20 protein-coding genes and 1 pseudogene are annotated in these 22,682 nt (G+C 67.3%); 6 read left to right on the top strand and 15 right to left on the bottom strand.

Annotated features, from left to right (window positions below):
* The first annotated feature begins 19 nt into the window (after positions 1–19).
* The 3 genes from VAPA_RS05480 to VAPA_RS05470 all read left to right on the top strand — a co-directional run bounded on the left by VAPA_RS05480 (position 20) and on the right by VAPA_RS05470 (position 1,461).
* Positions 20–433, top strand: coding sequence for a hypothetical protein (locus VAPA_RS05480; protein WP_021005771.1), 414 nt, complete (start codon positions 20–22; stop codon positions 431–433).
* Between the two features lie 80 nt (positions 434–513).
* Positions 514–1,032, top strand: a complete 519-nt coding sequence (locus tag VAPA_RS05475) for a hypothetical protein (RefSeq protein ID WP_021005770.1) — start codon at positions 514–516, stop codon at positions 1,030–1,032.
* Positions 1,033–1,206: 174 nt separating this feature from the next.
* A complete protein-coding gene (locus VAPA_RS05470) occupies positions 1,207–1,461 on the top strand; it encodes a hypothetical protein (RefSeq protein ID WP_012746204.1) in 255 nt (84 codons plus the stop codon).
* A 27-nt stretch (positions 1,462–1,488) separates the two neighbouring features.
* On the opposite strand, the gene VAPA_RS05465 is transcribed toward VAPA_RS05470, so the two are convergent.
* Positions 1,489–2,268: an SDR family NAD(P)-dependent oxidoreductase gene (locus VAPA_RS05465; protein ID WP_021005769.1), complete on the bottom strand. Its 780-nt coding sequence runs from the start codon at positions 2,266–2,268 to the stop codon at positions 1,489–1,491.
* 120 nt (positions 2,269–2,388) lie between these two features.
* On the opposite strand from VAPA_RS05465, the pseudogene VAPA_RS05460 reads away from it, so the two are divergent.
* Positions 2,389–3,255 (top strand): annotated as a pseudogene (locus VAPA_RS05460) (LysR family transcriptional regulator); the annotation flags it as partial.
* Positions 3,256–3,307: 52 nt separating this feature from the next.
* Here VAPA_RS05460 and VAPA_RS05455 read toward each other — a convergent pair.
* From VAPA_RS05455 to VAPA_RS05410, 10 genes are all read right to left on the bottom strand, one after another.
* Positions 3,308–4,225 (bottom strand): dihydrodipicolinate synthase family protein, encoded by a 918-nt coding sequence (locus VAPA_RS05455; RefSeq protein WP_021005767.1) that lies wholly within the window; start codon positions 4,223–4,225, stop codon positions 3,308–3,310.
* Positions 4,226–4,231: 6 nt separating this feature from the next.
* Positions 4,232–5,983, bottom strand: a complete 1,752-nt coding sequence (locus VAPA_RS05450; protein WP_021005766.1) for an IlvD/Edd family dehydratase — start codon at positions 5,981–5,983, stop codon at positions 4,232–4,234.
* A 39-nt stretch (positions 5,984–6,022) separates the two neighbouring features.
* Positions 6,023–7,054, bottom strand: coding sequence for a galactofuranose ABC transporter, permease protein YjfF (gene yjfF / locus VAPA_RS05445; RefSeq protein WP_021005765.1), 1,032 nt, complete (start codon positions 7,052–7,054; stop codon positions 6,023–6,025).
* Positions 7,051–8,085, bottom strand: coding sequence for an ABC transporter permease (locus VAPA_RS05440; protein WP_021005764.1), 1,035 nt, complete (start codon positions 8,083–8,085; stop codon positions 7,051–7,053). Before VAPA_RS05440 ends, yjfF begins: the two co-directional genes overlap by 4 nt.
* Positions 8,082–9,602, bottom strand: a complete 1,521-nt coding sequence (locus tag VAPA_RS05435) for a sugar ABC transporter ATP-binding protein (protein ID WP_021005763.1) — start codon at positions 9,600–9,602, stop codon at positions 8,082–8,084. The genes VAPA_RS05440 and VAPA_RS05435 overlap by 4 nt, the downstream gene beginning before the upstream one ends.
* 4 nt (positions 9,603–9,606) lie before the next feature.
* Complete coding sequence (mmsB, locus tag VAPA_RS05430) at positions 9,607–10,830, bottom strand: multiple monosaccharide ABC transporter permease (protein WP_021005762.1); 1,224 nt, start codon at positions 10,828–10,830, stop codon at positions 9,607–9,609.
* Positions 10,817–12,376, bottom strand: a complete 1,560-nt coding sequence (gene mmsA, locus VAPA_RS05425; RefSeq protein WP_021005761.1) for a multiple monosaccharide ABC transporter ATP-binding protein — start codon at positions 12,374–12,376, stop codon at positions 10,817–10,819. Before mmsA ends, mmsB begins: the two co-directional genes overlap by 14 nt.
* Positions 12,377–12,384: 8 nt before the next feature.
* Positions 12,385–13,455 (bottom strand): multiple monosaccharide ABC transporter substrate-binding protein, encoded by a 1,071-nt coding sequence (chvE, locus tag VAPA_RS05420; protein WP_021005760.1) that lies wholly within the window; start codon positions 13,453–13,455, stop codon positions 12,385–12,387.
* A 12-nt stretch (positions 13,456–13,467) separates the two neighbouring features.
* The gene (locus VAPA_RS05415) at positions 13,468–14,433 is read right to left on the bottom strand and encodes an ABC transporter substrate-binding protein (protein WP_021005759.1); all 966 of its coding nucleotides are present in this window, start codon (positions 14,431–14,433) and stop codon (positions 13,468–13,470) included.
* Positions 14,434–14,494: 61 nt separating this feature from the next.
* Complete coding sequence (locus VAPA_RS05410) at positions 14,495–15,946, bottom strand: aldehyde dehydrogenase family protein (protein WP_021005758.1); 1,452 nt, start codon at positions 15,944–15,946, stop codon at positions 14,495–14,497.
* Positions 15,947–16,099: 153 nt separating this feature from the next.
* Here VAPA_RS05410 and VAPA_RS05405 point away from each other — a divergent pair, with 153 nt between their 5' ends.
* On the top strand, positions 16,100–17,059 hold the full coding sequence (locus tag VAPA_RS05405; RefSeq protein WP_021005757.1) for a LysR family transcriptional regulator: 960 nt from the start codon (positions 16,100–16,102) through the stop codon (positions 17,057–17,059).
* Here the strand turns inward: VAPA_RS05405 and VAPA_RS05400 are convergent, their stop codons facing one another.
* A complete protein-coding gene (locus VAPA_RS05400; protein ID WP_021005756.1) occupies positions 17,060–17,836 on the bottom strand; it encodes an SDR family NAD(P)-dependent oxidoreductase in 777 nt (258 codons plus the stop codon).
* Between the two features lie 136 nt (positions 17,837–17,972).
* Here VAPA_RS05400 and VAPA_RS05395 point away from each other — a divergent pair, with 136 nt between their 5' ends.
* Entirely contained in the window at positions 17,973–18,926 is a 954-nt protein-coding gene (locus VAPA_RS05395; RefSeq protein ID WP_021005755.1) for an SMP-30/gluconolactonase/LRE family protein, read from the top strand.
* Here VAPA_RS05395 and VAPA_RS05390 read toward each other — a convergent pair.
* The 3 genes from VAPA_RS05390 to VAPA_RS05380 form a co-directional block, all read right to left on the bottom strand.
* A complete protein-coding gene (locus VAPA_RS05390; RefSeq protein ID WP_021005754.1) occupies positions 18,923–19,993 on the bottom strand; it encodes an aldose epimerase family protein in 1,071 nt (356 codons plus the stop codon). The genes VAPA_RS05395 and VAPA_RS05390 overlap by 4 nt on opposite strands.
* On the bottom strand, positions 19,990–21,636 hold the full coding sequence (locus VAPA_RS05385) for a hypothetical protein (RefSeq protein ID WP_021005753.1): 1,647 nt from the start codon (positions 21,634–21,636) through the stop codon (positions 19,990–19,992). Before VAPA_RS05385 ends, VAPA_RS05390 begins: the two co-directional genes overlap by 4 nt.
* A gap of 88 nt (positions 21,637–21,724) precedes the next feature.
* Complete coding sequence (locus VAPA_RS05380) at positions 21,725–22,600, bottom strand: LysR family transcriptional regulator (RefSeq protein WP_021005752.1); 876 nt, start codon at positions 22,598–22,600, stop codon at positions 21,725–21,727.
* Positions 22,601–22,682: the final 82 nt, after the last annotated feature.

Genomic DNA, 22,682 nt, shown 5'->3' with positions numbered 1-22,682 from the left:
CCCTAACCAGGAGCACCCGATGACAACAACAGTTCGTTCCGCCCTTTCTGCTGCCGCGCTTTTTGCAGCAAGCGGCTTCCTTTTTCTGGGCCCATCGCTCGCCCAGGCGCAGGCGCCCGGCACGGCCGCGCGCGCGCAGCAGGAGCGCGCCACCTGCGACGGCGTGCAGCAAGACCGTGCGGCGTGCCTGCGCGAAGCCGGCGCTGCACGCCAGGAAGCGGGGCGCAACGGCCTCACGAGCGCCAGCCCCGGCCGCTACGACGCCAATGCAATGGCGCGCTGCCGCGAACAGCCTGCGGCCGACCGCGCCGACTGCGAGGCCCGCCTGCAGGGCGGCGCACGCACCAGCACCGAAGGCAGCGTGATGGGCGGCGGCGTCATCCGCGAAACGGTCACCCCGCTGCCGGCGCAACCGGCCGCACCCACGCGCTGATGAACACCGGCCGCGCGGAACCCGATGCGGCCCACCCTGTCCAACAGTTTCATGTCTCAGGTCACTCCAAGGAGCACCCCATGAACAGCACCACCCGTTCGATGATTGCCGCCCTGATTGCCGTGGGCGGCCTTGCCGCCGCCACGTCGGCCTCGGCCCAGCCGCGCCGCGGCGACTCCACCTACCAGCAGGAGCTCGCGGTCTGCGGACACAACCAGCAGGACCGCGCAGCCTGCATCCGCGAGGCCGGCGCCGCACGCCAGGAAGCCGCGCGAGGCGGATTGACCAGCGCGCCCGACTACCAGCGCAATGCCCTCGCGCGCTGCGGACTCCAGCCACCGGCCGACCGCGCAGACTGCGAGGCACGCGTGATGGGCGGCAGCGGCAATACCCGCGGCAATGTGGAGGGCAGCGTGATGGGCGGCGGCGTGATCCGCGAATCGGTCACCACCGTCGTCATGCCCGCACCCGCCGCGATGCCGGCGCCGATGCCCGCGCCTTCGCGCGTTCCGCCACCGGCCATTGCGCCCATCGCACCGATGGAACCGATGCCCATGCCGGCGCCGATGCCGGCGCCGATGCCGGCGCCGATGCGCTGAAGCAGCCTGCCCCGTGGTTTGATACCCCCGTCGCCCAGCCCGGGCGGCGGCGGATACATGCATGCATCACCCGCCCGCAAGGGCAATGACCCTCGCTTGTCACAAGACTGTCATAAAGCATGAGGGCGTGCTAGCTATAGTTCTCGGTCTCTGCCTACCGAGGAACACTATCCCATGAATGCCATCAAGGTCGCTCGCCGATTCATAGAAACGGACCCGGCCAACGAGTCGGCCAAGATCCTGGCGCAGCTCGTGTTGGCGCTCGAATCCGAACGCAGCTTCGAACTGGTCACGCTCTACAGCCTCGACTACAAGAGCTTCGAGCTCGCCATGGACATCCTGAAGGAATGGCGGCTCGACCGCTACTACGCGAGCAAGTCCAAGCTGTTCGACCTGTCGCTGCAAGTGAGCGAACTCGAGAAGAGCTGAGCGAAACCCGCTGGGGACGCCGCGTGCTCAGACCAGCATCCCTCCGGACACTTCGATGCGCTGGGCGTTCACCCAGCGATTGCCCTCCCCCAGCAAGCCCGCGATCGCACCGCCGATATCGTCCGGCCGGCCCGCGCGTCCCAGCGCGGTGAAACTGGCGACCATCGCGTTCACCTGCGGGTTGTCACGCACCATGCCTCCACTGAAGTCGGTTTCGATCGCACCCGGCGCGATCGTGTTGGCCGCGATGCCGCGCGCGCCGAGTTCCTTCGCGAGGTAGCGCGTGAGCGTTTCCACGCCGCCCTTCATCGCGGCGTAGGCGGACGCACCGGCCATGGAGAACCGGGTGAGCCCCGACGACACGTTGACGATGCGCCCGCCGTCGTTGATGAGCGGCAGCAGCTTTTGCGTGAGGAAGTACGTGCCCTTGAAGTGCACGTTGTAGAGCATGTCGAACTGTGCTTCTGTCGTGTCCTCGAAATTCGCGTGCAGGCCCACCCCGGCGTTGTTCACCAGGAAGTCGAAGCGCTCGCGCTGCCAGGTGGCAGCCAGCGCCGCCTTCACCGAATCCGCGAATGCGGCGAAGGTCTTGCTGTCGCCGACGTCGAGCCTGAGTGCGACTGCGCGGCGCCCCTTCGCCTCGATCTCCGCCACCACCGCCTGCGCGCTGGCGTCGTTCGACACGTAGGTGAGGATCACGTCGACGCCATCGACGGCGAGCGCCAGTGCGGCGCTGCGGCCGAGGCCGCGGCTGCCGCCGGTAATGAGTGCGATGCGGGACGGGTGAGGGAGTGTGGAAGCTGTCATTTCAAAGTCCTCGATGGGTTGATCGGCAAGTCGATGGGTGGACTTTAAAAATTACCGGCAGAAAGATAAATTCCGCGAAACTACGCACACTGTTATCCAACAAGGAAACAATCCTCGGCCATGAACACCGACGAATTGCGCATCTTTTCGAGGGTGGCCGGGCTCGCGAGCTTCAGTCGCGCCGCGGACCAGCTCGGCCTGACCCGCGCGCGCGTGTCGGTGGCCGTGCAGCAACTCGAAGAGCGGCTCGGCACGCGGCTCCTGCAGCGCACGACGCGCAGCGTGCGGCTCACCGAGGACGGAGGGCGCTTCCTCGAACGCTGCAAGGACTACCTGGCCGAGGGCGAGCAGCTCGCCACCATGTTCCATTCGCACGCCGGCGGCCTCACGGGGCGACTGCGCATCGATCTGCCTAACGTGGTGGCGCGCGACCTCGTCATTCCGCGCCTGCCCGAATTCCTGGCGCGGCATCCCGCGCTCGAAGTCGGCATCAGCACCTCGGACCGCCGCGTCGACCTCGTGCACGAAGGCTTCGACTGCGTGTTGCGCGTCGGCATGCTCGGCGACTCGGAACTCGTCGCGCGGCCGCTCGGTGCCATGCGGATGGCCAATACCGCGAGCCCTGGCTATCTGCGCGCGCACGGCACGCCCCGCACGCTCGACGACCTGGCGCAGCACCGCGTCGTTCATTTCGCGCAGACGCTCTCCTCCAGCGCTGCAGGCTGGGAATACCTCGACCCCGCCGATGGCTTGTACAAGACATGGCCCGTGCGTGCGACCGTCACGGTGAATGGCACCGACGCCTACCAGGCGGCCGCGCTGGCCGGCCTGGGTCTGATCCAGGCGCCGGTCGCAGGCCTGGAGGCGAGCCTCGCCGCCGGCGCGCTCGTGCAGGTGATGCCGGAGTTCAACGCGCGCCCAATGCCGGTTTCGCTGCTCTACGCCAACCGGCGCCAGCTGGCACCACGCGTGCTGGCCGTGATGGACTGGCTCACCGAAATCGTCGCGCCCTACTTCGTCGAAGGGCGCGGCGCTGCTGTCAACGCCCCCAGCGCAGCACCAGCGGATCGAGCCGCTTCGCCGTCTCGATCAGGCCGGCGCGTGTCTCGGGGTGCATCGCCGGCAGCGGATGCCGCGGCGCCTCGCAGGCGATCACGCCGCCCTCCTTCATGAGCGACTTGCAGGCCAGGAGGCCGGCCTGGCGGTTCTCGTAGTTGATGAGCGGCAGCCACTGCTGGTAGAGCGCAAAGGCCTTGTCGCGGTCGCCCGCGCGGTGTGCCTCGATGATCGGGCGGATGCCGTCGGGATAGCCGCCGCCCGTCATCGAGCCGGTGGCGCCGGCATCGAGGTCGGGCATCAGCGTGATGGCTTCCTCGCCGTCCCACGGGCCTTCGACGGCATCGCCGCCCAGGCGGATCAGTTCGCGCAGCTTGGACGCGGCTCCCGGGGTCTCGATCTTGAAATACGCCACCTGTTCGATCTCGCGCGCCATGCGTGCCAGAAAGGCGGCCGACAGCAGCGTGCCGCTCGCGGGCGCGTCCTGGATCATGATCGGGATGTTCACCGCATCGGAGAGGCCGGCATAGAACTCGAAGATCTGCGGCTCCGGCACGCGGAAGGTGGCGCCGTGGTAGGGCGGCATCACCATCAGCATGGCAGCGCCCATGTCCTGCGCACGCCGGCTGCGTTCGGCGCAGATGCGGGTGCTGTAGTGGGTGGTGGTGACGATCACCGGCACGCGGCCCGCCACATGCTCGAGCACCGTGCGCGTGAGCACCTCGCGCTCTTCGTCGGAGAGCACGAACTGCTCGGAGAAGTTGGCGAGGATGCAGAGTCCGTCGGAACCCGCGTCGATCATGAAATCGACGCAGCGCTTCTGGCTCTCGAGGTCGAGCGCGCCCTGTTCGGTGAAGGTGGTCGGCACCACCGGGAAGATGCCGCGGTATCTGGGGGTCATGATGGATCAGTGTGAGTGGCGGGGAACGGCGGAACCTCTGCAGCCCACCAGAAAATCGAAGTCGCAGCCTTCATCGGCCTGCAGCACGTGGTTGACGTAGAGCTTCTGGTAGCCGCCGCCGCGCGTGCTCATGGGCTGCGCATCGGTGCTGGTCAGCGAAGCCAGGCGCGAGGCGAGTTCTTCGTCGCTGATGTCGAGGTGCAAGCGGCCCGCATCGCAGTCGAGCTCGATCCAGTCGCCGTCGCGCACCGCCGCGAGCGGTCCGCCGTCGGCCGCCTCGGGCGCGACGTGCAGCACCACCGTGCCGTAGGCCGTGCCGCTCATGCGCGCATCCGAGATGCGCACCATGTCCTTGATGCCTTGGCGCAGCAGCTTGGGCGGCAGCCCCATGTTGCCGACCTCGGCCATGCCGGGGTAGCCCTTGGGGCCGCAGTTCTTCATCACCAGCACCGAGTTCGCATCGACCTCGAGGCTCTCGTCGACGATGCGCTCCTTGTAGTGCTCGAGGTTCTCGAACACCACCGCGCGGCCGCGGTGCTTCAGCAGCTCGGGCGATGCGGCCGAGGGCTTGAGCACCGCGCCGCGCGGCGACAGGTTGCCGCGCAGGATGCGAATGCCGCCGTCGGCAATCAGCGGCTTGTCGAGCGGGCGAATCACCTCGTCGTTGAGGCTCGGCGCCTCGCGCACGTTGTCCCAGATCGACCGGCCGTTGACGGTGAGCGCGCCCGGGTGCGGCAGCAGGCCGCTCTCGCCAAGGCGCCGCAGCACCGCGGGCAGGCCGCCCGCGTAGTAGAACTCTTCCATGAGGAAGCGACCCGAGGGCAGGAGGTCGACGATGGTCGGCGTGTTGCCACCGATGCGCGTCCAGTCCTCGAGCTCGAGGTCGACGCCGATGCGCCCCGCGATGGCCTTCAGGTGGATCACCGCATTGGTCGACCCGCCGATGGCTGCGTTGACGCGAATGGCGTTTTCGAAAGCCTCGCGCGTGAGAATCTTCGACAGCGTGAGCCCCTCCATCGCCATCTCGACCGCGCGCATGCCCGACATCTGCGCGAGCACATAGCGCCGCGCATCGACCGCCGGAATGGCCGCGTTGTGCGGCAGCGAGGTGCCCAGCGCCTCGGCCATGCAGGCCATGGTCGAGGCCGTGCCCATCGTGTTGCAGGTGCCGGCCGAACGCGACATGCCGCCTTCGGCCGAAAGGAACTGGTGCAGGTTGATCTCGCCGGCCTTGAGCGACTCGTGCAGCTGCCACACGGCCGTGCCCGAGCCGATGTCCTTGCCGTCGAGCTTGCCGTTGAGCATCGGCCCGCCCGTGACCACGATGGCCGGTATGTCGCAGCTCGCCGCCCCCATCAGCAATGCGGGCGTGGTCTTGTCGCAGCCCGTGAGCAGCACCACCGCATCGACCGGGTTGCCGCGGATGGCTTCCTCCACGTCCATGCTCGCAAGGTTGCGCGTGAGCATGGCTGTCGGCCGCAGGTTCGATTCGCCATTGGAGAACACCGGAAACTCGACCGGAAAGCCGCCCGCCTCCGAGATGCCGCGCTTCACATGTTCGGCAATCTTGCGGAAGTGCGCGTTGCAGGGTGTGAGCTCCGACCAGGTGTTGCAGATGCCGATGATCGGGCGGCCGTCGAACTCGTGGTCCGGTATGCCCTGGTTCTTCATCCAGCTGCGGTACATGAAGCCGTTCTTGTCGGCCGAGCCGAACCATTCGGTCGAGCGCAGCTTCTTCTTGGGGTTTTGGTCCGGCATGCGGAAATTTCCTGAAAGCGAGAGAAAGAAGAGAAAGCGTCAGCGCCGTGGCGCACGCGAGGTGAAGAAGCGCTGCAGCAGGCAGAACACGAACAGCAGCGCACCGACGACGATGCGCGTCCACCAGGAGCTCAGCGTGCCGTCGAAGGAGATCAGCGTCTGGATGATCCCGAGCATCAGCACGCCGAACAGCGTGCCCGCCACGTAGCCCACGCCGCCCGTGAGCAGCGTGCCGCCGATCACCACCGCCGCAATCGCATCGAGCTCCAGCCCCAGCGCATGCAGGCCGTAGCCCGAGAGCATGTAGAAGGTGAAGATCACCCCCGCCAGCGCCGAGCAGAAGCCCGACAGCGTGTAGACGCCGATGAGCGTGGAGCGCACCGGCAGGCCCATGAGCATGGCCGACTGCTCGCTGCCGCCGATGGCGTACACCGCGCGGCCAAAGGGCGTGCAGTGCGCGATGAACACCGCCGCCAGCAGCACGGCGATGGCGATCACCGCGCTGATCGACAGCGAAGCCTCGCCCCAGACCGGAATGCGGATCTGCGAGACCTCGGCATAGAACGCGTTGGTGATGCTGATGGAGTCGATGCTGATCAGGTAGCAGAGCCCCCGCGCCAGGAACATGCCCGCCAACGTGACGATGAAGGGCTGCAGCCTGAAGCGCTCGATGAGCAGGCCCATGAACGCGCCGAATGCGGTGCCCATGGCCAGCACCAGCGGGATCACCACCGCCGGGCTCCAGCCGTGCTTCTCGACCAGCGAGGCCGACACCATCGTGGTGAGTGCGATCACCGAACCCACCGAGAGATCGATGCCGCCCGAGAGGATCACGAAGGTCATGCCCACGGCCACGACGATCAGGAACGCGTTGTCGATCAGCAGGTTGAGGAACACCTGCGCGGAGAAGAAGCCGTCGTAGAACACCGAGCCCAGCGTGGCCACGAGCACGAACAGCGAGATGGTCGCGGCCAACGGCAGGTACTTGGGATTGAACCCTGCCTTGCCCCCTCTCCCGCGTGCGGGAGAGGGCTGGGGTGAGGGTACAGCCGACTCGATCACCGCGCTCATGGCCTGGCCCCCTCATGCACCGGCCGCTGCACCAGCGTCCGTACTTCCGCCCTGAACTCCGGCGACTGCAGCAGCATCACCGCGAACACCACCACGGCCTTCACGACGAGGTTGATCTCCGGCGGCACGCCCAGCGAGTAGATGGCATAGGTCAGCGTCTGGATGATGAGCGCACCGATCACGCTGCCCATGAGGCTGAAGCGCCCGCCCGTGAGCGCGGTGCCACCCAGCGTCACGGCCAGGATCGCGTCGAGCTCCAGCAGCTGGCCTGCGTTGTTGCCGTCCGCGCTCTTGACGTTGGAGCTGATCAGGAGGCCCGCCACGCCCGCGCACAGGCCGCAGAACGCATAGGCGCCCACGATGAGCCTGCGCGCCTGCACGCCCGCCACGCGCGCGGCCGTCGGGTTGATACCCACCGCCTGGATGAAAAGCCCCAGCGCCGTGCGCGTGATCGCCAGGTAGAGCAGCACGAACACCGCGGCCACGATGAACAGCGAGAACGGCAGGCCCAGCAGGTAGCCGCTGCCGAGGAAGAAAAAGGGCTTGTAGTAGATGGTGATGATCTGCCCGTCGGCGATGAGCTGCGCAACGCCGCGGCCCGCCACCATGAGGATCAGCGTGGCGATGATCGGCTGCATGCCGACCTTGGCCACCAGCATTCCGTTCCAGAGGCCGCACAGCAGCGCAACGCCGAGGGCCGCGAGGATCGCAAGCGGCATCGGGAACCGGCTCACGTCGCTCGCCACCGAGCCGCCGATCATCCAGGCCGCGACGGCCGCCGCAATGGCCACCACCGCGCCCACCGAAATGTCGATGCCGCGCGTGGCAATCACCAGCGTCATCCCCAGCGACACCAGCACCAGCGGCGCCGCGCGGTTCACGATGTCGATCAGGCTGCCGTAGAGATGGCCGTCGCGCCATTCGAGGTGCAGGAAGCTGGCGTTGAACGCGGTGTTGACCGCGAGCAGAAGAAGCAGCGTGACGATGGGCCAGGCGAGGCGGTGCCTCATGAGTGATGAAAGGCGGGTCATGTGGCTGCAATCATTTCGTAGACCTCGTCTTCGGTCGCGCCGCCCGGCAGCTCGCCCACCTTCTTGCGGTCGCGCAGCACCACGATGCGATGCGCGACGCGCACCACCTCGCTCATCTCCGACGAGATGAAGATCACCGCCATGCCCGCCTTCGCGAGCCGCAGGATCTCTTCCATGATTTCCTGCTTGGCTGCCACGTCGATGCCGCGCGTGGGCTCGTCGAGGATCAACAGGCGCGGCTCGGTCGCGAGCCAGCGCGCGATCATGGCTTTTTGCTGGTTGCCGCCCGAGAGCAGGCCGATGGGGGTTTCGACGCTCGCGGTCTTGATGCCCAGCGATGCGACGAAACGCTCGGCGATCGCCGTCTGCTCGGCGCGCGACAGGAAGCGCCGCACGCCGAGGCGCGCCTGCAGCGCGAGCGCGATGTTCTCGCGCACCGACAGCTCGGCCACGATGCCGTCGGTCTTGCGCTCTTCGGGGCACAGCGCGAGCCCTTCGCGGATGGCGTCGGCGGGGTTCGAAAAGCTGACGGAATGGCCATCGACCCTCAGCACCCCGCGGTCGGGCGCTTCGAGCCCGAACAGCAGGCGAGCGAGCTCGGTGCGGCCGGCGCCCAGCAGGCCCGCGATGCCGACCACCTCGCCGGCGCGCACGCGCAGGTCGGTGGCCTGCAGTTGCCCTGCCTGGCCGAGGCCCTCGGCCTGCAGCAAGGCGGGCGCAGCTTCATCGAAGGCCGGCAGCGCCGCGGGCCGGGCCGACTGGGCGGCCAGCTCGCGCCCCAGCATCGCGGCAATCAACGCCTGCGGGCCGAAGTCCGCGGCGCGCCACTCGCCCACCCAGTTGCCGTTGCGCAGCACCGTGATGCGGTCCGACACCGCATACATCTGGTTGAAGAAGTGCGTCACGAAGACGATCGCGAGCCCTTCGCTGCGCAGGCGCCGCAGCACCTCGAACAGCTTCTCGACCTCGTCGTCGTCCAGGCTCGAGGTCGGCTCGTCGAGGATCAGCACCTTCGACGACACGCCCAGCGAGCGCGCGATGGCCACCATCTGCTGCACCGCGACCGAATAGCTCGACAGCAGCCGGCTCACGTCGATGTCCAGGCCGATGCGCGCCAGCAGTTCTTCGGCGCGCCGGTTCACCGCCGCCCAGTCGATGCGAAAACCCTGCACCGCGCCGCAGCGCGGATAGCGGCCTGCAAACACGTTCTCGGCCACCGAGAGGTTCGGGCACAGGTTGACCTCCTGGTAGACCGTGCTGATGCCGAGCTTCTGCGCCTCGAGCGGCGAGGCGGGATGGATGGGTCGTCCGTCGAGGTGCATTTCGCCGCCGCTCGACGGAAGAACCCCCGTGAGCACCTTGATGAGCGTCGACTTGCCCGCGCCGTTCTGTCCCATCAGCGCATGGATCTCGCCGGGGTACAGCTTCAGCTGCACGTCGCGCAGCACCGGGATGCCGCCGAACTGCTTGTGGATGCCCCGCAGTTCGAGCACGGGGCTGATGCTGCTCTGGCTCATGCGCCTACTTGTTCTTGTTGTAGACGTCGATGAACACCGCCGCCAGCAGCACCAGGCCCTTGATGACCTGCTGGTAGTCGATGCCGATGCCCAGGATCGACATGCCGTTGTTCATCACGCCCATGATGAAGGCGCCGATCACCGCGCCCATCACCCGTCCCACGCCGCCCGAAGCCGAAGCGCCGCCGATGAAGCAGGCCGCGATCACGTCGAGCTCGAAGCCCAGCCCCGCCTTGGGCGTGGCCGTGTTGAGCCGCGCCGCGAACACCAGGCCGGCGAGCGCGGCCAGCGCGCCCATGTTGACGAAGGTCAGGAACGCGAGCCGCTGCGTCTTCACGCCCGACAGCCGCGCCGCCTTCTCGTTGCCGCCCAGCGCATAGATGCGCCGGCCGATGGTGGTGCGGTTGGTGACGAAGTCGTACACCACGATCAGCACCGCCATGACGATCAGCACATTGGGCAGGCCCTTGTAGGTCGAGAGCAGGTAGCTGAAGAAAAGGATGATGGCCGCGAAGAACAGGTTCTTCACCAGGAAGAACACATAGGGCTCCGTCTCCATGCCGTGCGCCGCGAGCTTGGCGCGCCCGCGCAGCTTGAAGAACACCAGCGCCGCCGCGGCCAGCGCGCCCACCACCAGCGAGGTGATGCGCAACCCGCCGGCATCGAGGCCGCCCAGCGGATCGGGAATGAAACCCGAGCTCAGCCGCTGGAACTCGACCGGGAACGGCCCCACCGACTGCCCCGCCAGCAGCGCCAGCGTGAGCCCCTTGAACACCAGCATGCCCGCAAGCGTGACGATGAACGACGGGATCTTGCGAAACGCGACGAACCAGCCCTGCGCCGCGCCGATGACCGCGCCCGCCGCAATGCTGATGATGGCCGTCGGCACGAAGTGCCATTCGTACTCCACCATCAGCACCGCCGCCAGCGCGCCGATGAAGCCGCAGACCGAGCCCACCGAAAGATCGATGTGCCCCGCCACGATCACCAGCAGCATGCCCAGCGCCATGATGACGACGTAGCTGTTCTGCAGCAGCAGGTTGGTGAGGTTCAGCGGCCGCAGCAGCGTGCCGTCGGTCAGCACCTGGAACAGCACCATGATCGCGACCAGCGAGATCAGCATGCCGTATTCGCGCAGGTTGTTCTTCAGGAAGCCGGCGTGCAGCTTCGGGGCAGCTTCTGCCATGGGGACCGCGGCGTTCACCGCGTTGGCGTCAGGCTGCGACATGGACGGAACTCCCTGCGCTCACGATGGCATGCATGATGCGCTCCTGCGAAGCCTGGGCGGCCGGAAATTCGGCCACGAAGCGGCCCTCGTTCATCACGTAGATGCGGTCGCACATGCCGAGCAGTTCCGGCAGTTCGGAAGAAATCATGAGAATGCCTTTGCCCTCGCTCGCGAGCTGGTCGATGATGGTGTAGATCTCGTACTTGGCGCCCACGTCGATGCCGCGCGTGGGTTCGTCGAGAATCAAGAGTTCGGGTTTGGTGAAGAGCCATTTGCTGAGCACCACCTTCTGCTGGTTGCCGCCCGACAGGTTCACCACCAGCTGTTCCACGCCCGAAGAGCGGATGTTGAGTGCACGGCGGTAGTCGCTCGCCACCTTGAATTCGCGCGCGTCGTCGATCACCATCGAACTGGAGACCGCCTCCAGGTTGGCCAGGCTCACGTTCTTCTGGATGTTTTCCTCCAGCACCAGTCCCAGCCCCTTGCGGTCTTCGGTGACGTAGGCAATGCCATGGTCGATGGCCTTGCGCACCGTGCCCACGTCCACCGGCTGGCCGTGCATCAGCACCGAGCCGCTGATGCGCTGCCCGTAGGACTTGCCGAACACGCTCATCGCGAGCTCGGTGCGGCCCGCGCCCATGAGGCCCGCAATGCCGACGATCTCGCCCTTGCGCACATGCAGGTCCACGCCCTTGATCTGCTCGCGGTCGGCATGCAGCGCGTGGTGCACGCGCCAGTCGCGCACCTCGAACACGGTCTCGCCGATCTTCGGATCGCGCTGCGGATAGCGGTGCGCCATGTCGCGCCCGACCATGCCGCGGATGATGCGGTCCTCGCTGATCGGCTGGCCGCGGCAGTCCATGGTCTCCACCGTGGCGCCGTCGCGCAGCACGGTGATGGAGTCGGCCACCTTGGCAATCTCGTTGAGCTTGTGCGAGATCAGGATCGACGCGATGCCCTGGCGCTTCAGCTCGAGCAGCAGCATCAGCAACGCGTCGCTGTCGTTCTCGTTGAGGCTGGCCGTGGGCTCGTCGAGGATCAGCAGCTTGACCTCCTTGGCCAAGGCCTTGGCAATCTCCACCAGCTGCTGCTTGCCCACGCCCAGGTCGGTCACCAGCGTGGTCGGCGGCTCTTTCAGGCCCACCTTGGCGAGCAGCTCGCGCGTCTTCGCATAGGCCGCGAACCAGTCGATCACGCCGCCGTGCGAAATTTCGTTGCCGAGAAAGATGTTCTCGGCAATGGACAGCAGCGGCACCAGCGCGAGCTCCTGGTGGATGATGATGATGCCGAGCTTCTCGCTGTCGGCAATGCTCCTGAAGCGGCGCAGCTCGCCCTCGAAGTGGATCTCCCCGGTGTACGAGTCGCACGGGTAGACGCCGCTCAGCACCTTCATGAGCGTCGACTTGCCCGCGCCGTTCTCGCCGACCACCGCGTGGATCTCGCCCGCGCGCACCGCCAGGTTGACATCGCTGAGCGCCTTCACGCCGGGAAATGTCTTGGTGATGCCGCGCATCTCGAGGATGCTGCGCGTATCCGCTGCTGCCATTGCTACGCTCACTTGACCTGGCTTTCCTTGTAGTAGCCGCTGTCGACCAGCACCTGCTTCCAGTTGCCGCCGTCCACGCTCACGGGCTTGAGCAGGTACGAGGGCACCACCTTGATGCCGTTGTTGTAGGTCTTGGTGTCGTTCACCTCGGGCGTCTTGCCCGACAGCATGGCGTCGACCATGGCCACCGTGACCTTGGCCAGTTCGCGCGTGTCCTTGAACACGGTCGAGGTCTGTTCCTTGCGCAGGATCGACTTGACCGAGGGAATCTCCGCGTCCTGGCCCGAGACGATGGGCATCGGCTGCGACGCCGAGCCGTAGCCCACGCCCTTGAGCGACGAGAGAATGCCGATCGAAAGCCCGTCGTACGGCGACAGCACCGCATCGACGCGGTCCTTGCTGTAGTAGGCCGACAGCAGGTTGTCCATGCGCGCCTGCGCCACCGCGCCGTCCCAGCGCAGCGTGCCGACCTTGTCCATGCCCATCTGCTTGCTGCGCACCACCAGCTTGCCGCTCTTGATGTACGGGTCCAGCACCGACATCGCCCCGTTGTAGAAGAAGAAGGCGTTGTTGTCGTCGGGCGAGCCGCCGAACAGCTCGATGTTGAACGGGCCCTTGCCGCTCTTCAGGCCGAGCGCCGCCTCGATCGACTGCGCCTGCAGCACGCCGACCTGGAAGTTGTCGAAGGTGGCGTAGTAGTCGACGTTCTTCGAGCCCTTGATGAGCCGGTCGTAGGCGATGACCTTCACGCCCTTGTCGGCCGCCTTCTGCAGCACGTCGGACAGCGTGGAGCCGTCGATGGCCGCGATGACCAGCACCTTGGAGCCCTTGGTGACCATGTTCTCGATCTGCGCGAGCTGGTTCGGAATGTCGTCATCGGCGTACTGCAGGTCGGTCTTGTAGCCCTTCTCCTTGAAGTACTTGACCATGTTGGCGCCGTCGGCGATCCAGCGGGCCGACGACTTGGTCGGCATCGAGATGGCGATCGGGCCCTTGTCCTGCGCATGCGCGAGCGGCGCAATGCCGGCGATGGCCAGTGCGATGCCTGCGAGCGAGGCCTTGAGGAAGTTGCGTTTCATGGGTGTGGGCTCTCAGTACTTGCGATTGGGGAATTCCTTGGCGGCGACTTCCATGGGGAAGATCGTCTCCTCGGTCACGATGCGCTTGGGCAGCGGCTTGCCGGCCTTGATGTCCTTCACCGCGCTCATCAGCTGGGGCCCGAGCAGCGGGCTGCATTCGACCGACACGTTGAGCTTGCCGGCGATCATGGCTTCGAAGGCGCCCTTGACGGCATCGATCGAGATGATCGTGATGTCCTTGGCCGGCTTCAGGCCCGCTTCCTCGATGGCCTGGATGGCGCCGATGGCCATGTCGTCGTTGTGCGCGTAGAGCACGTTGATCTTCTTGCCCTCGGCCTTCAGGAAGGCTTCCATCACTTCCTTGCCCTTGGCGCGCGTGAAGTCGCCGGTCTGCGAGCGCAGGATCTTGAACTTGGGGTCGGCCTTGATGATTTCCTCGAAGCCCTTCTTGCGGTCGATGGCCGGGGCCGAGCCCACGGTGCCCTGCAGCTCGACGATGTTCACGTCGCCCTTCTGGTCCTTCATCTTCTCGACCAGCCAGCGGCCCGCCTTGCGGCCTTCCTCGACGAAGTCGGAGCCCATGAAGGTCACGAAGAGCGTGTCGTCCTTGGTGTTCACCGAGCGGTCGGTCAGCACCACCGGGATCTTCGCGGCCTTGGCTTCGCGCAGCACGGTCTCCCACCCCGATTCGACCACCGGCGAGAAGGCGATCACGTCGACCTTCTGCGCAATGAACGAGCGGATGGCCTTGATCTGGTTTTCCTGCTTCTGCTGCGCGTCGGAGAACTTGAGCTCGAAGCCGGCTTCCTTGGCCGAGGCCTTGATCGACTCGGTGTTGGCAGTGCGCCATTCGCTCTCGGCGCCCACCTGACTGAAGCCGAGCACGATCTTCTTCTGCGCCAGCGCGGTGGCGGGCAGGAGCCCGCCGAGCGAGGCGGCGGCGAGCGCGATGTTGAGGGTGCGGCGATTGAGTTTCATTGGAATGTCTCCTTCTTTCTGAGTGCTATGTTTGCTTGCTGATGAAAACCGTCCGTGGTGGTCAGGCCAGCATGTAGCCGGTCTTGACCGTCGTGTAGAACTCCGCGGCGTGGCGCCCTTGTTCGCGCGGCCCGTAGCCCGACCCCTTGCGCCCGCCGAAGGGCGCGTGGAAGTCCACGCCCGCCGTCGGCAGGTTGACCATCGTCATGCCGACTTCGGCATGACGCCTGAAATGCATCGCGTGCTTGAGCGAGTTGGTGCAGATGCCCGCGCTCAGGCCCGAGGGCGTGTCGTTGCACAGCGCCAGCGCCTCGTCGTAGTCGGCGGCGCGCAGCACGCAGGCCAGCGGGCCGAAGATTTCCTCGCGCGCGATGCGGTGCTCGGGCCTCGCCAGGAAGAGCGCGGGGCTCATGTAGTGGCCGGCCGTGGTGCGCTGGAGCGGCTCGCCGCCCCACACATGCTCGGCGCCCTCTTCGCGCGCAATGCCGACCCAGGCCAGGCTGCGCGCCAGCCGCTCTTCGTCGACCAGCGGCCCGATGTCGACCCCGCGCTCGAGCGCGTGGCCGATCTTCAGTGCCTTGAGGCGCTCGCGAAGCCGCGCGACGAATGCGTCGTGCACCGCGGCCTCGACGATGAGCCGGCTCGATGCCGTGCAGCGCTGGCCGTTCGAGAAGTAGGCGCCCTGCACCGCGCAGTCGACCGCATGGTCGATGTCGGCATCGGCCAGCACGACAAGCGCGTTCTTGCCGCCCATCTCGAGCTGCACCTTGGCGCGCCGCGCGGCCGCGGCCTGGAGAATGCGTTCGCCGTTGCGCGCGGAGCCGGTGAAGCTCACGGCATCGACCAGCGGGCTGTCGACCAGCGCCTGGCCGGCTTCGCGGCCGCTGCCCATCACCAGGTTGAACACGCCCGCGGGCAGCGCGGCGCGGCTGATGATCTCGGCCAGCGTCCAGCCGCAGGCCGGCACCAGTTCGGCCGGCTTGAACACCACGCAGTTGCCATGCGCGAGCGCCGGCGCGATCTTGGTCGCCGGCACCGCCAGCGGCGAATTCCACGGCGTGATGAGCCCGGCCACGCCCACCGGCTCGCGCGTGACGTCGACCTGCACGCCCGCGCGCACCGAGGCCATGTTCTCGCCGCCGCCGCGCAGTGCCTCGCCCGCGAAGAACTTGAACACCTGCCCCGCGCGCGCCGCCTCGGCCACCGCCTCGGGCAGGGTCTTGCCGACCTCGCGCGCCAGCAGCAGGCCCAGCTCGTCCTTGCGCGCCAGCAGTTCGGTGCCGATGCGGTCGAGCACGTCGGCCCGGCGCTGCGGCGTGCTGTGGCTCCAGTGGGAAGAGGCATCGGCGGCCGCGCGGATCGCGGATTCCACCTGGCGGCGATCGGCGCGTGCGTATTCGGCCACCACTTCGCTCGTGTCCGAAGGATTGGCGCTCACACCCGTGGTCGCGCTGGTTTCCCAGCGGCCGTTGATGTATTGCCGCACGTTCTGATGGATTTCGCCGTGGATCACCTGCGCGCCGACCTTGTCTCTCGTTTTGGAAGTGCGGCGAGTCTATGAACAGAATTGATATCGATCCAATCATTTTTTAGACAAAATGCATATCAATCGCTGGATTCTGGAAAACCCTCTCAGCCCAAAGCTCTAACCAACGACCCACGAGACATGACCAACTACAACCACTGGTTCATCCGCGCCCGCCTCAAGACGCGGCAGCTGCTTTTGCTGGTGGCGCTGGCGGAGGAAGGCAACATCCACCGCGCGGCCCAGGTGCTCAACATGACCCAGCCAGCGGCCTCCAAGCTGCTGAAGGACCTGGAAGACGTGCTGGAGGTGCCGCTGTTCGACCGGCTGCCGCGCGGCATGCGGCCCACCTGGTACGGCGAAACCATGATCCGCCATGCCCGCGTGGCACTGGCCAGCCTGAACCAGGCGCACGACGAACTCACCGCGCTCAAGGCCGGCCGCTTCGGCCAGGTGGGCGTGGGCGCCATCACCGCGCCCGGTCTCACGCTGATGCCGCCCGCGGTGGCGATGGTGAAGCGCGAGCAGCCCGACCTGCGCGTGTCGCTCGAGATCGAGACCAGTGCGGTGCTGATCGAGCGGCTCGAGCAGGGCAAGCTCGACATCCTGGTGGCGCGGCTCTTCGCCGAGCACGACAAGTCGCAGCTGCGCTACGAAGCCTTGGCGGAGGAGCCGGTGTGCGCGCTGGTGCGTCCCGGACATCCGCTCATGGGCGTGAGCGGCCTCACGCTGCGCGACGTGGTGGGCGCCGGCTGGATCGTGCCGCCCGCGGGCAGCGTGCTGCGCCACCGCTTCGAGCTGATGTTCCAGGAGGAAGGGCTGGTGCCGCCGAACAACATCATCGAAAGCTCGGCCCTGCTCTTCATCACGCGCATGCTGCAGCAGAGCGACATGGTGGCCGTGCTCGCATCCGACGTGGCGCGCTACTACGCCGCGCACGGCATCGTGTCGCTGCTGCCGCTGGACATGCCCTGCCACATGGACGCCTTCGGCATCATCACGCGCACCGACCGGCTGCTGTCGCCGGCCGCGAAGGTGATGATGAAGGCGCTGAAGACCGCGAGCCTCAGCGTCTACGGCCGCAAGCTCGAAATGGACTGATCAGGTCCAGCCCGCGTCGACTGTGAATTCCTGCGCGGTGCACATCTTCGCGTCGTCCGACGCCAGGAACAGCACCATGCGCGCGATGTCTTCGGGCATCAGCTTGTCGGGCAGGCACTGGTTGCGCTTGAGCTCCTCTTCGCCTTCGTCGTCGAGCCAGAGCTGCACCTGCCGCTCGGTCATCACCCACCCCGGCGACACGGTGTTGATGCGGATGCGGTCGCGGCCCAGTTCCACCGCGAGGCCGCGCGTGAGGCCGTTGACCGACGACTTGGCAATCGCATAGCAGGGGTAGCCCGAGCCCTTGGTCTGCCAGCCCGTGGAGCCCAGGTTGACGACCGAGCCGAAGCCCAGCCGCCGCATGCCCGGCACCACCGACTGGATCGCGAACAGCGCGGGCCGCTCGTTGATGGCCATGCGGTTGTCGTAGTAATCGGGCGTGACCGATTCGAGCGTGTGGCGGTCGTCGCTCGCCACGTTGTTGACCAGCACCGCGAAGTCGCCGAGCTCGGCGGCCGCATCGGCCACGGCCTGCTGCAGCGCGCCGATGTCGCGCACGTCGCAGGCGCGCCACCACGGCGCCGCATGGCCTTCTTGCGCGATGCGCTGCGCGAGCGCGGCGCTCGCGCCCTCGGCAATGTCGACGAAGGCCACGCGCGCGCCCTGCGCGGCGAACGCGGCCACAATGGCCGCGCCAATGCCGCTGCCGCCGCCGGTGACGAACACCGTGCGTCCCTTCAGGCTGGGATGAATCGAAAGCTGCGGGGAATCCTTCAAGATGCGTGTCTCCAGGGAGCTGGCTGTGACATTGCAAAATCAATATCACTTGATGCCATAAAGTTAGGTTTCTATTATCAATATGCCTTGATACGATCCGCCGCGTCAAGGACCGAGACAACGAAGGCGCAAGACAATGACCCAGACCGGCAGCAGCACATCCACTCCCGCACCCCTCGGCGTGCCATCGATCCTCGGCGAACCCGAGTGCCTGTGGCCCGCGGGCGCCACGCTCGGCGAGGGTACGCTGTGGTCGCCGCGCGAACGGGCGCTCTACTGGATCGACATCCTCGAAAGCCGCCTGTACCGGCTCGATCCGGCGAACGGTGCGCGCCGGAGCTGGCAGTTCGACGAGGAGATCACCGCGCTGGCCGAGCGCGCGGACGCGCCGGGGCTGATCGTCACCATGCGCCGCGGCTTCGCGTTCTTCGACCCCGCGGTGGATGCACCGCCGCGCTACCTGCACCAGCCCGAAACCGACCGGCCCGGCAACCGCTTCAACGACGGCAAGTGCGACCGGCAGGGCCGCTTCTGGGGCGGCACCATGGACTTCGATTGCGTGGCGCCGACCGGCGCGCTCTACCGCTTCGACGCCGATGGCCGCTGCACGCGCCACGACGATGGCTTTGCCGTGACCAACGGGCCGACCTGGTCGCTCGACGAACGCACGATGTACTTCAACGCCACGGTCGAAGGCTGCGTCTATGCCTACGACTTCGACAGCGCAGCCGGCACGGTGGGCAACAAGCGGGCGTGGCTTCGCTTCGCGCGGGGCGACGGCCTGCCCGACGGCATGACGACCGACGCGGCCGGCCGGCTCTGGATTGCACGCTGGGGCGGCCATTGCGTGAGCTGCCACGACCCGGTGAGCGGCGCCGAACTGTGCCGCATCGAACTGCCCGCGAGCAACGTCACGGATTGCGCCTTTGGCGGCGAGGACCTGTGCACGCTCTACATCAGCACCGCGCGCAGTGGGCTCACGGCTGGGCAGCTCCAAGCGGAGCCGCTGGCCGGCGGGTTGTTCTCGGTTCGCATTGGAAGCCCCGGCCTGCCCGCGGCCGAGTTCGGCGCCGCAGCGGCCAAAGCCTAGGCCAGTGTGCCGAAGCGGTGCAGCGTGGTGCTGCTGAACACTTCGTTCGGCCGCAGCGCCGTCGAAGGAAAGTCCGGCTGGTTCGGCGAGTCGGGGTAGTGCTGCGTTTCCAGGCACAGCCCGGCGCCGCGCCGGAAGCTCTCTCCATCGGGGCCGCGCAGGCTGCCATCGAGAAAGTTGCCCGAATAGAACTGCACCGCCGGCTCGGTCGTGTGCACTTCCATCACGCGCCCGGAAGGCGGGTGCTCGAGCCGAGCCGCCAGCGCCATGCCGGCCGGCTCGCGGTCGAGCACCCAGTTGTGGTCGTAGCCGCCGGCCGTGCGCAGTTGCTCGTGCGGCGCATCGATGCGCTCCCCGATGGGCGTGGCCACGCGAAAGTCGAACGGTGTTCCGGCCACCGGCGCGAGGCCGAGGGGAATCAGGCCCGCATCCACCGGGCAATAACGGCTCGCGGGAATCGTGAGCCGCTGGTCCAGCACCGCGCCTTCGCCCGCGAGGTTGAAGTAGTCGTGATGGCTCAGGTTCAACACCGTCGGCCGGTCGGTCATGGCGCGGTAGTCGATGCGCCAGGCGTTCTCGGTGGTGCTGAGCGTGTAGCGCACCGTCACCTGCACCTCGCCGGGAAAGCCTTCTTCGCCGTCGGCGCTGGTGTAGCGAAGGTCGATGGCGATTTCGCCCGCCGCGCTGTCCGCCGGCACCGGCTCGATCTGCCAGAAGCGCGTGCCGAAGCCCTGGTGACCGCCATGCAGCGAGTTGGCGCCGTTGTTCAGGTCGAGCTGGTGTGCAACGCCATCGAGCGTGAAGCGCCCACCCGCGATGCGGTTCGCATAGCGCCCGACGATGGTGCCCAGGTGCGGATGGGGGCCGAGGTAGTCCGCGAGCGTCGGCAGGCCGAGCACGATGTTGCCGCTGTGCCCGTGGCGGTCCGGCACGCGCAATGCGGTGACGATGCCGCCATGGTTGATGGCGCCCAGGCGCAGGCCGAGGCCGTTGTCCAGGGTGTATTCGGTCACGATGCGCCCGTCGGGCATGCGGCCGAATTCGCGGGTGGCGATGCTGCTGTTCATCGGCGGTGCTTCCAGTAGGCAATGAGCCCGGACAGATAGTGCTCCACGTCGTCGATGCGCACGCGGAAGCTGTGGTGCTTGATGAAGAACGAACCGGCAATGCGCTCGGGGTTGCGGAAGAACATCGCGAGCTCGGGCCAGAAGTAGCCGTTGGCCAGGTAGCGCGCGCGATGCTCGAGCGCGCGGTCGAACCTGGCGCGGTCGAAGCCCTCGAGCAGCAGGCGCAGCGCGGGGTCGGCGGCAAGGCGCTCCACCATCTCGCGCGCGGCCATCATCAGCTCGAGCAGGGTCGGAAAGGTGGTGATGCGCTCCAGCACGAAGTCCAGGTAGTCGGCCACGTTGCGCAGGCCGAACTGGTAGTAGCGCGTTTCGGGCCTGTAGCGCGTGAGCTCGTTCACGCAATAGCTCAGCCAGTGATCGTGCGCGCGCCAGTGCTCCGCGGCAATGAAATGCTCGAAGGCCTTCTCGACCACGGCGAGCCAGCGCTCGTCGCGCGTGAGCCCGTACAGGCGCATCAGGCCGAAGGCGGCTTCGCCGTCGTAGTAGATGACGCGGAATGCGTCCTTCACCTCGAGCGACGGGTAGTTCAGCACGTGCACGAAGCGCCCGCTGGCCGGGTCCTGCATGGCCTGGATGCCGAGCGCGAGCTGCTCCATCAGCGGCAGGTACTGCGGATCGCCCGTGAGCTCCGTGTACTTGACGAGCGCCAGCAGGCACACCGCGTTGCCGCCGAGCTTGATCTCGTCGCCGATGTCCAGCAGGTAGGCCGCGCGCGTGCCATCGGGCAGCTCGACCTGGCGGATCAGCCGCTGCGTCAGCAGCGACAGCGAGCGGTCGATGGCCGCCTTCTGGCTGTCGCTGCGGGTCAGCTCCCAGGCCTCGAGCAGCGCGTAGGTCGAGCTCGCGTGGCGCAGGGTGTTGTAAGTGGGAATCGCGCGGTCGAAACACGGGAACCAGCCGTAGTGGAACTCGCCCGTGGGCTTGACCTGCGCCGCGAGATAGTCGCTGGCGCTGTCCACGAGGCGGCGCACCTGGCCGGCGCTCCACTCGGGCAGCATTCGATAGCCCGCCGACTGCCCCTCGGGCGTGATCGGCCACGCACCTTCGGCATCGGCATAGGCGGCCCGGGTGACGAAGCACCACACCGGCGCCGTGTCGTCCTGCGGAAAATCGAGCTCGGCACCGAAGCGCCGCTTTGCATGAAGGCGCAGGTTGCCCGGATTGGGCTCGGCATGCTCCACGGTGCCGTTGTAGAAGATGGCGCTGCCGTTGATCTCCGGCGCGAGCAGCGCCACGTCGAACTTCGCGTCGAAGGACACGCCCCGGTTGAAGTAGTTGCGCTTGGTGCGCGCCAGGCGGGCCTTCAGCGCGCCCCAGCTCATGGGCTCGACCTGGTCGACCAGCTCCACGCGCACGTGGCGGGGCTGCATGCCGATGCGCTGCGCGAGCGCAATGGCTGCATCGCTGGCCTTTTGCCAGGCCTGCTCGGCGCTTTCTGCACGCCCGGCGACCACGCGCGCTCGGCTCGCGCCGTCGCCCATGGCAATGAAGGCCACGCAGCCGGCCTCGGGCGTGGCGGCGGCGCCGGGCAGCGTGCCGTCCGGGGCGGCCAGGAGCTGCCTGGCGCGGTTCAACAGATCCATGGGAAGAGTCGGTTCTTGGGTCATGCAGGCGCGAATGATGACAGGGCGCGCGCACTCTGCAAATTTGGCAGGCCTCCCCGCGCGCCGCTCAGGTCCAGGTTTCGAGCACCGCGCCGCGCACCGCCTCGACGGCGCTCGCGTGCCGGCCTTCGGCTGCGAGCCAGCAGAGCCAGGTGCGCGAGCGCCAGCCGTTCCAGATCGCGAGCTCGCCGTTGCGCTCGCCCTGCTCGGCCTGGTCGAGCCGCAGAAGGCCCGCGCCCATGCCGCTTGCGACCATGCTGCGCACGGCGCTTTCGCTGTCGGCCGTGCGCCCTTGCCGGTAGTCGCGGCCGGCGCCCGCAAAGAGCTTCTCAAGGTGCGTGCGCAGGATGCACGAGGGCGGCGTTCCCACCCACGGCAGGCGGGTGAGCTCGTCGAGCGTGAGGCCGGGGTGGGCCTCGGAAACCGGCCGCGGCAGCGTCACGACCAGCTCGACCGGAACGAGGCGCAGCAGCTCCATGCCTTCGACCTGCTCGCTGTCGCTGAGCGCGTAGGCGCAGTCGAGCTCGCCGCGCTGCACCGCCGCCAGCGTCTCGAACGACAGGCCCTGCCGCAGCTGCAGCGTGACCTGCGGATGGCGCTCCGCAAGCTTGACCAGCACCTCGCCCAGTCGCAGCGCCACCGGGTCGACCACGGTGCCGAAGCGCACCACGCCTTGCGCCGCGCCACGGAGCTGCTCGGCGGCCGAGCGCATGCGCATGGCCGAGGCCAGCGTGCGCTCGGCTTCCTCGAGCAGGCTGCGGCCGGCCTGCGTGGGCACCATGCCGCGCGGCGTGCGCTCGAACAGCTTCACGCCCAGCTCATCTTCCAGTGCCTTGAGCTGGGCGCTGACGGCCGGCGCGCTGGTGAACACGCGCTCGGCGGCGCGGGTGAGGCTGCCCTCCTTCGCAATGGCGACGAAGGTCTTCAGTTGGTAGAGCTCCATGGCACAAATTGTGAGCGCTTGCGCGGCCTGCGTCCGTTCGTTTTTTCGGAGCGCCCGGTCCAAAGAAGCGAATGGCCGCAGG

This window comes from Variovorax paradoxus B4 (assembly GCF_000463015.1).
In the GTDB taxonomy this organism is placed as follows: domain Bacteria; phylum Pseudomonadota; class Gammaproteobacteria; order Burkholderiales; family Burkholderiaceae_C; genus Variovorax; species Variovorax paradoxus_E.
This window is presented reverse-complemented; position numbering and strand designations above follow the sequence as displayed.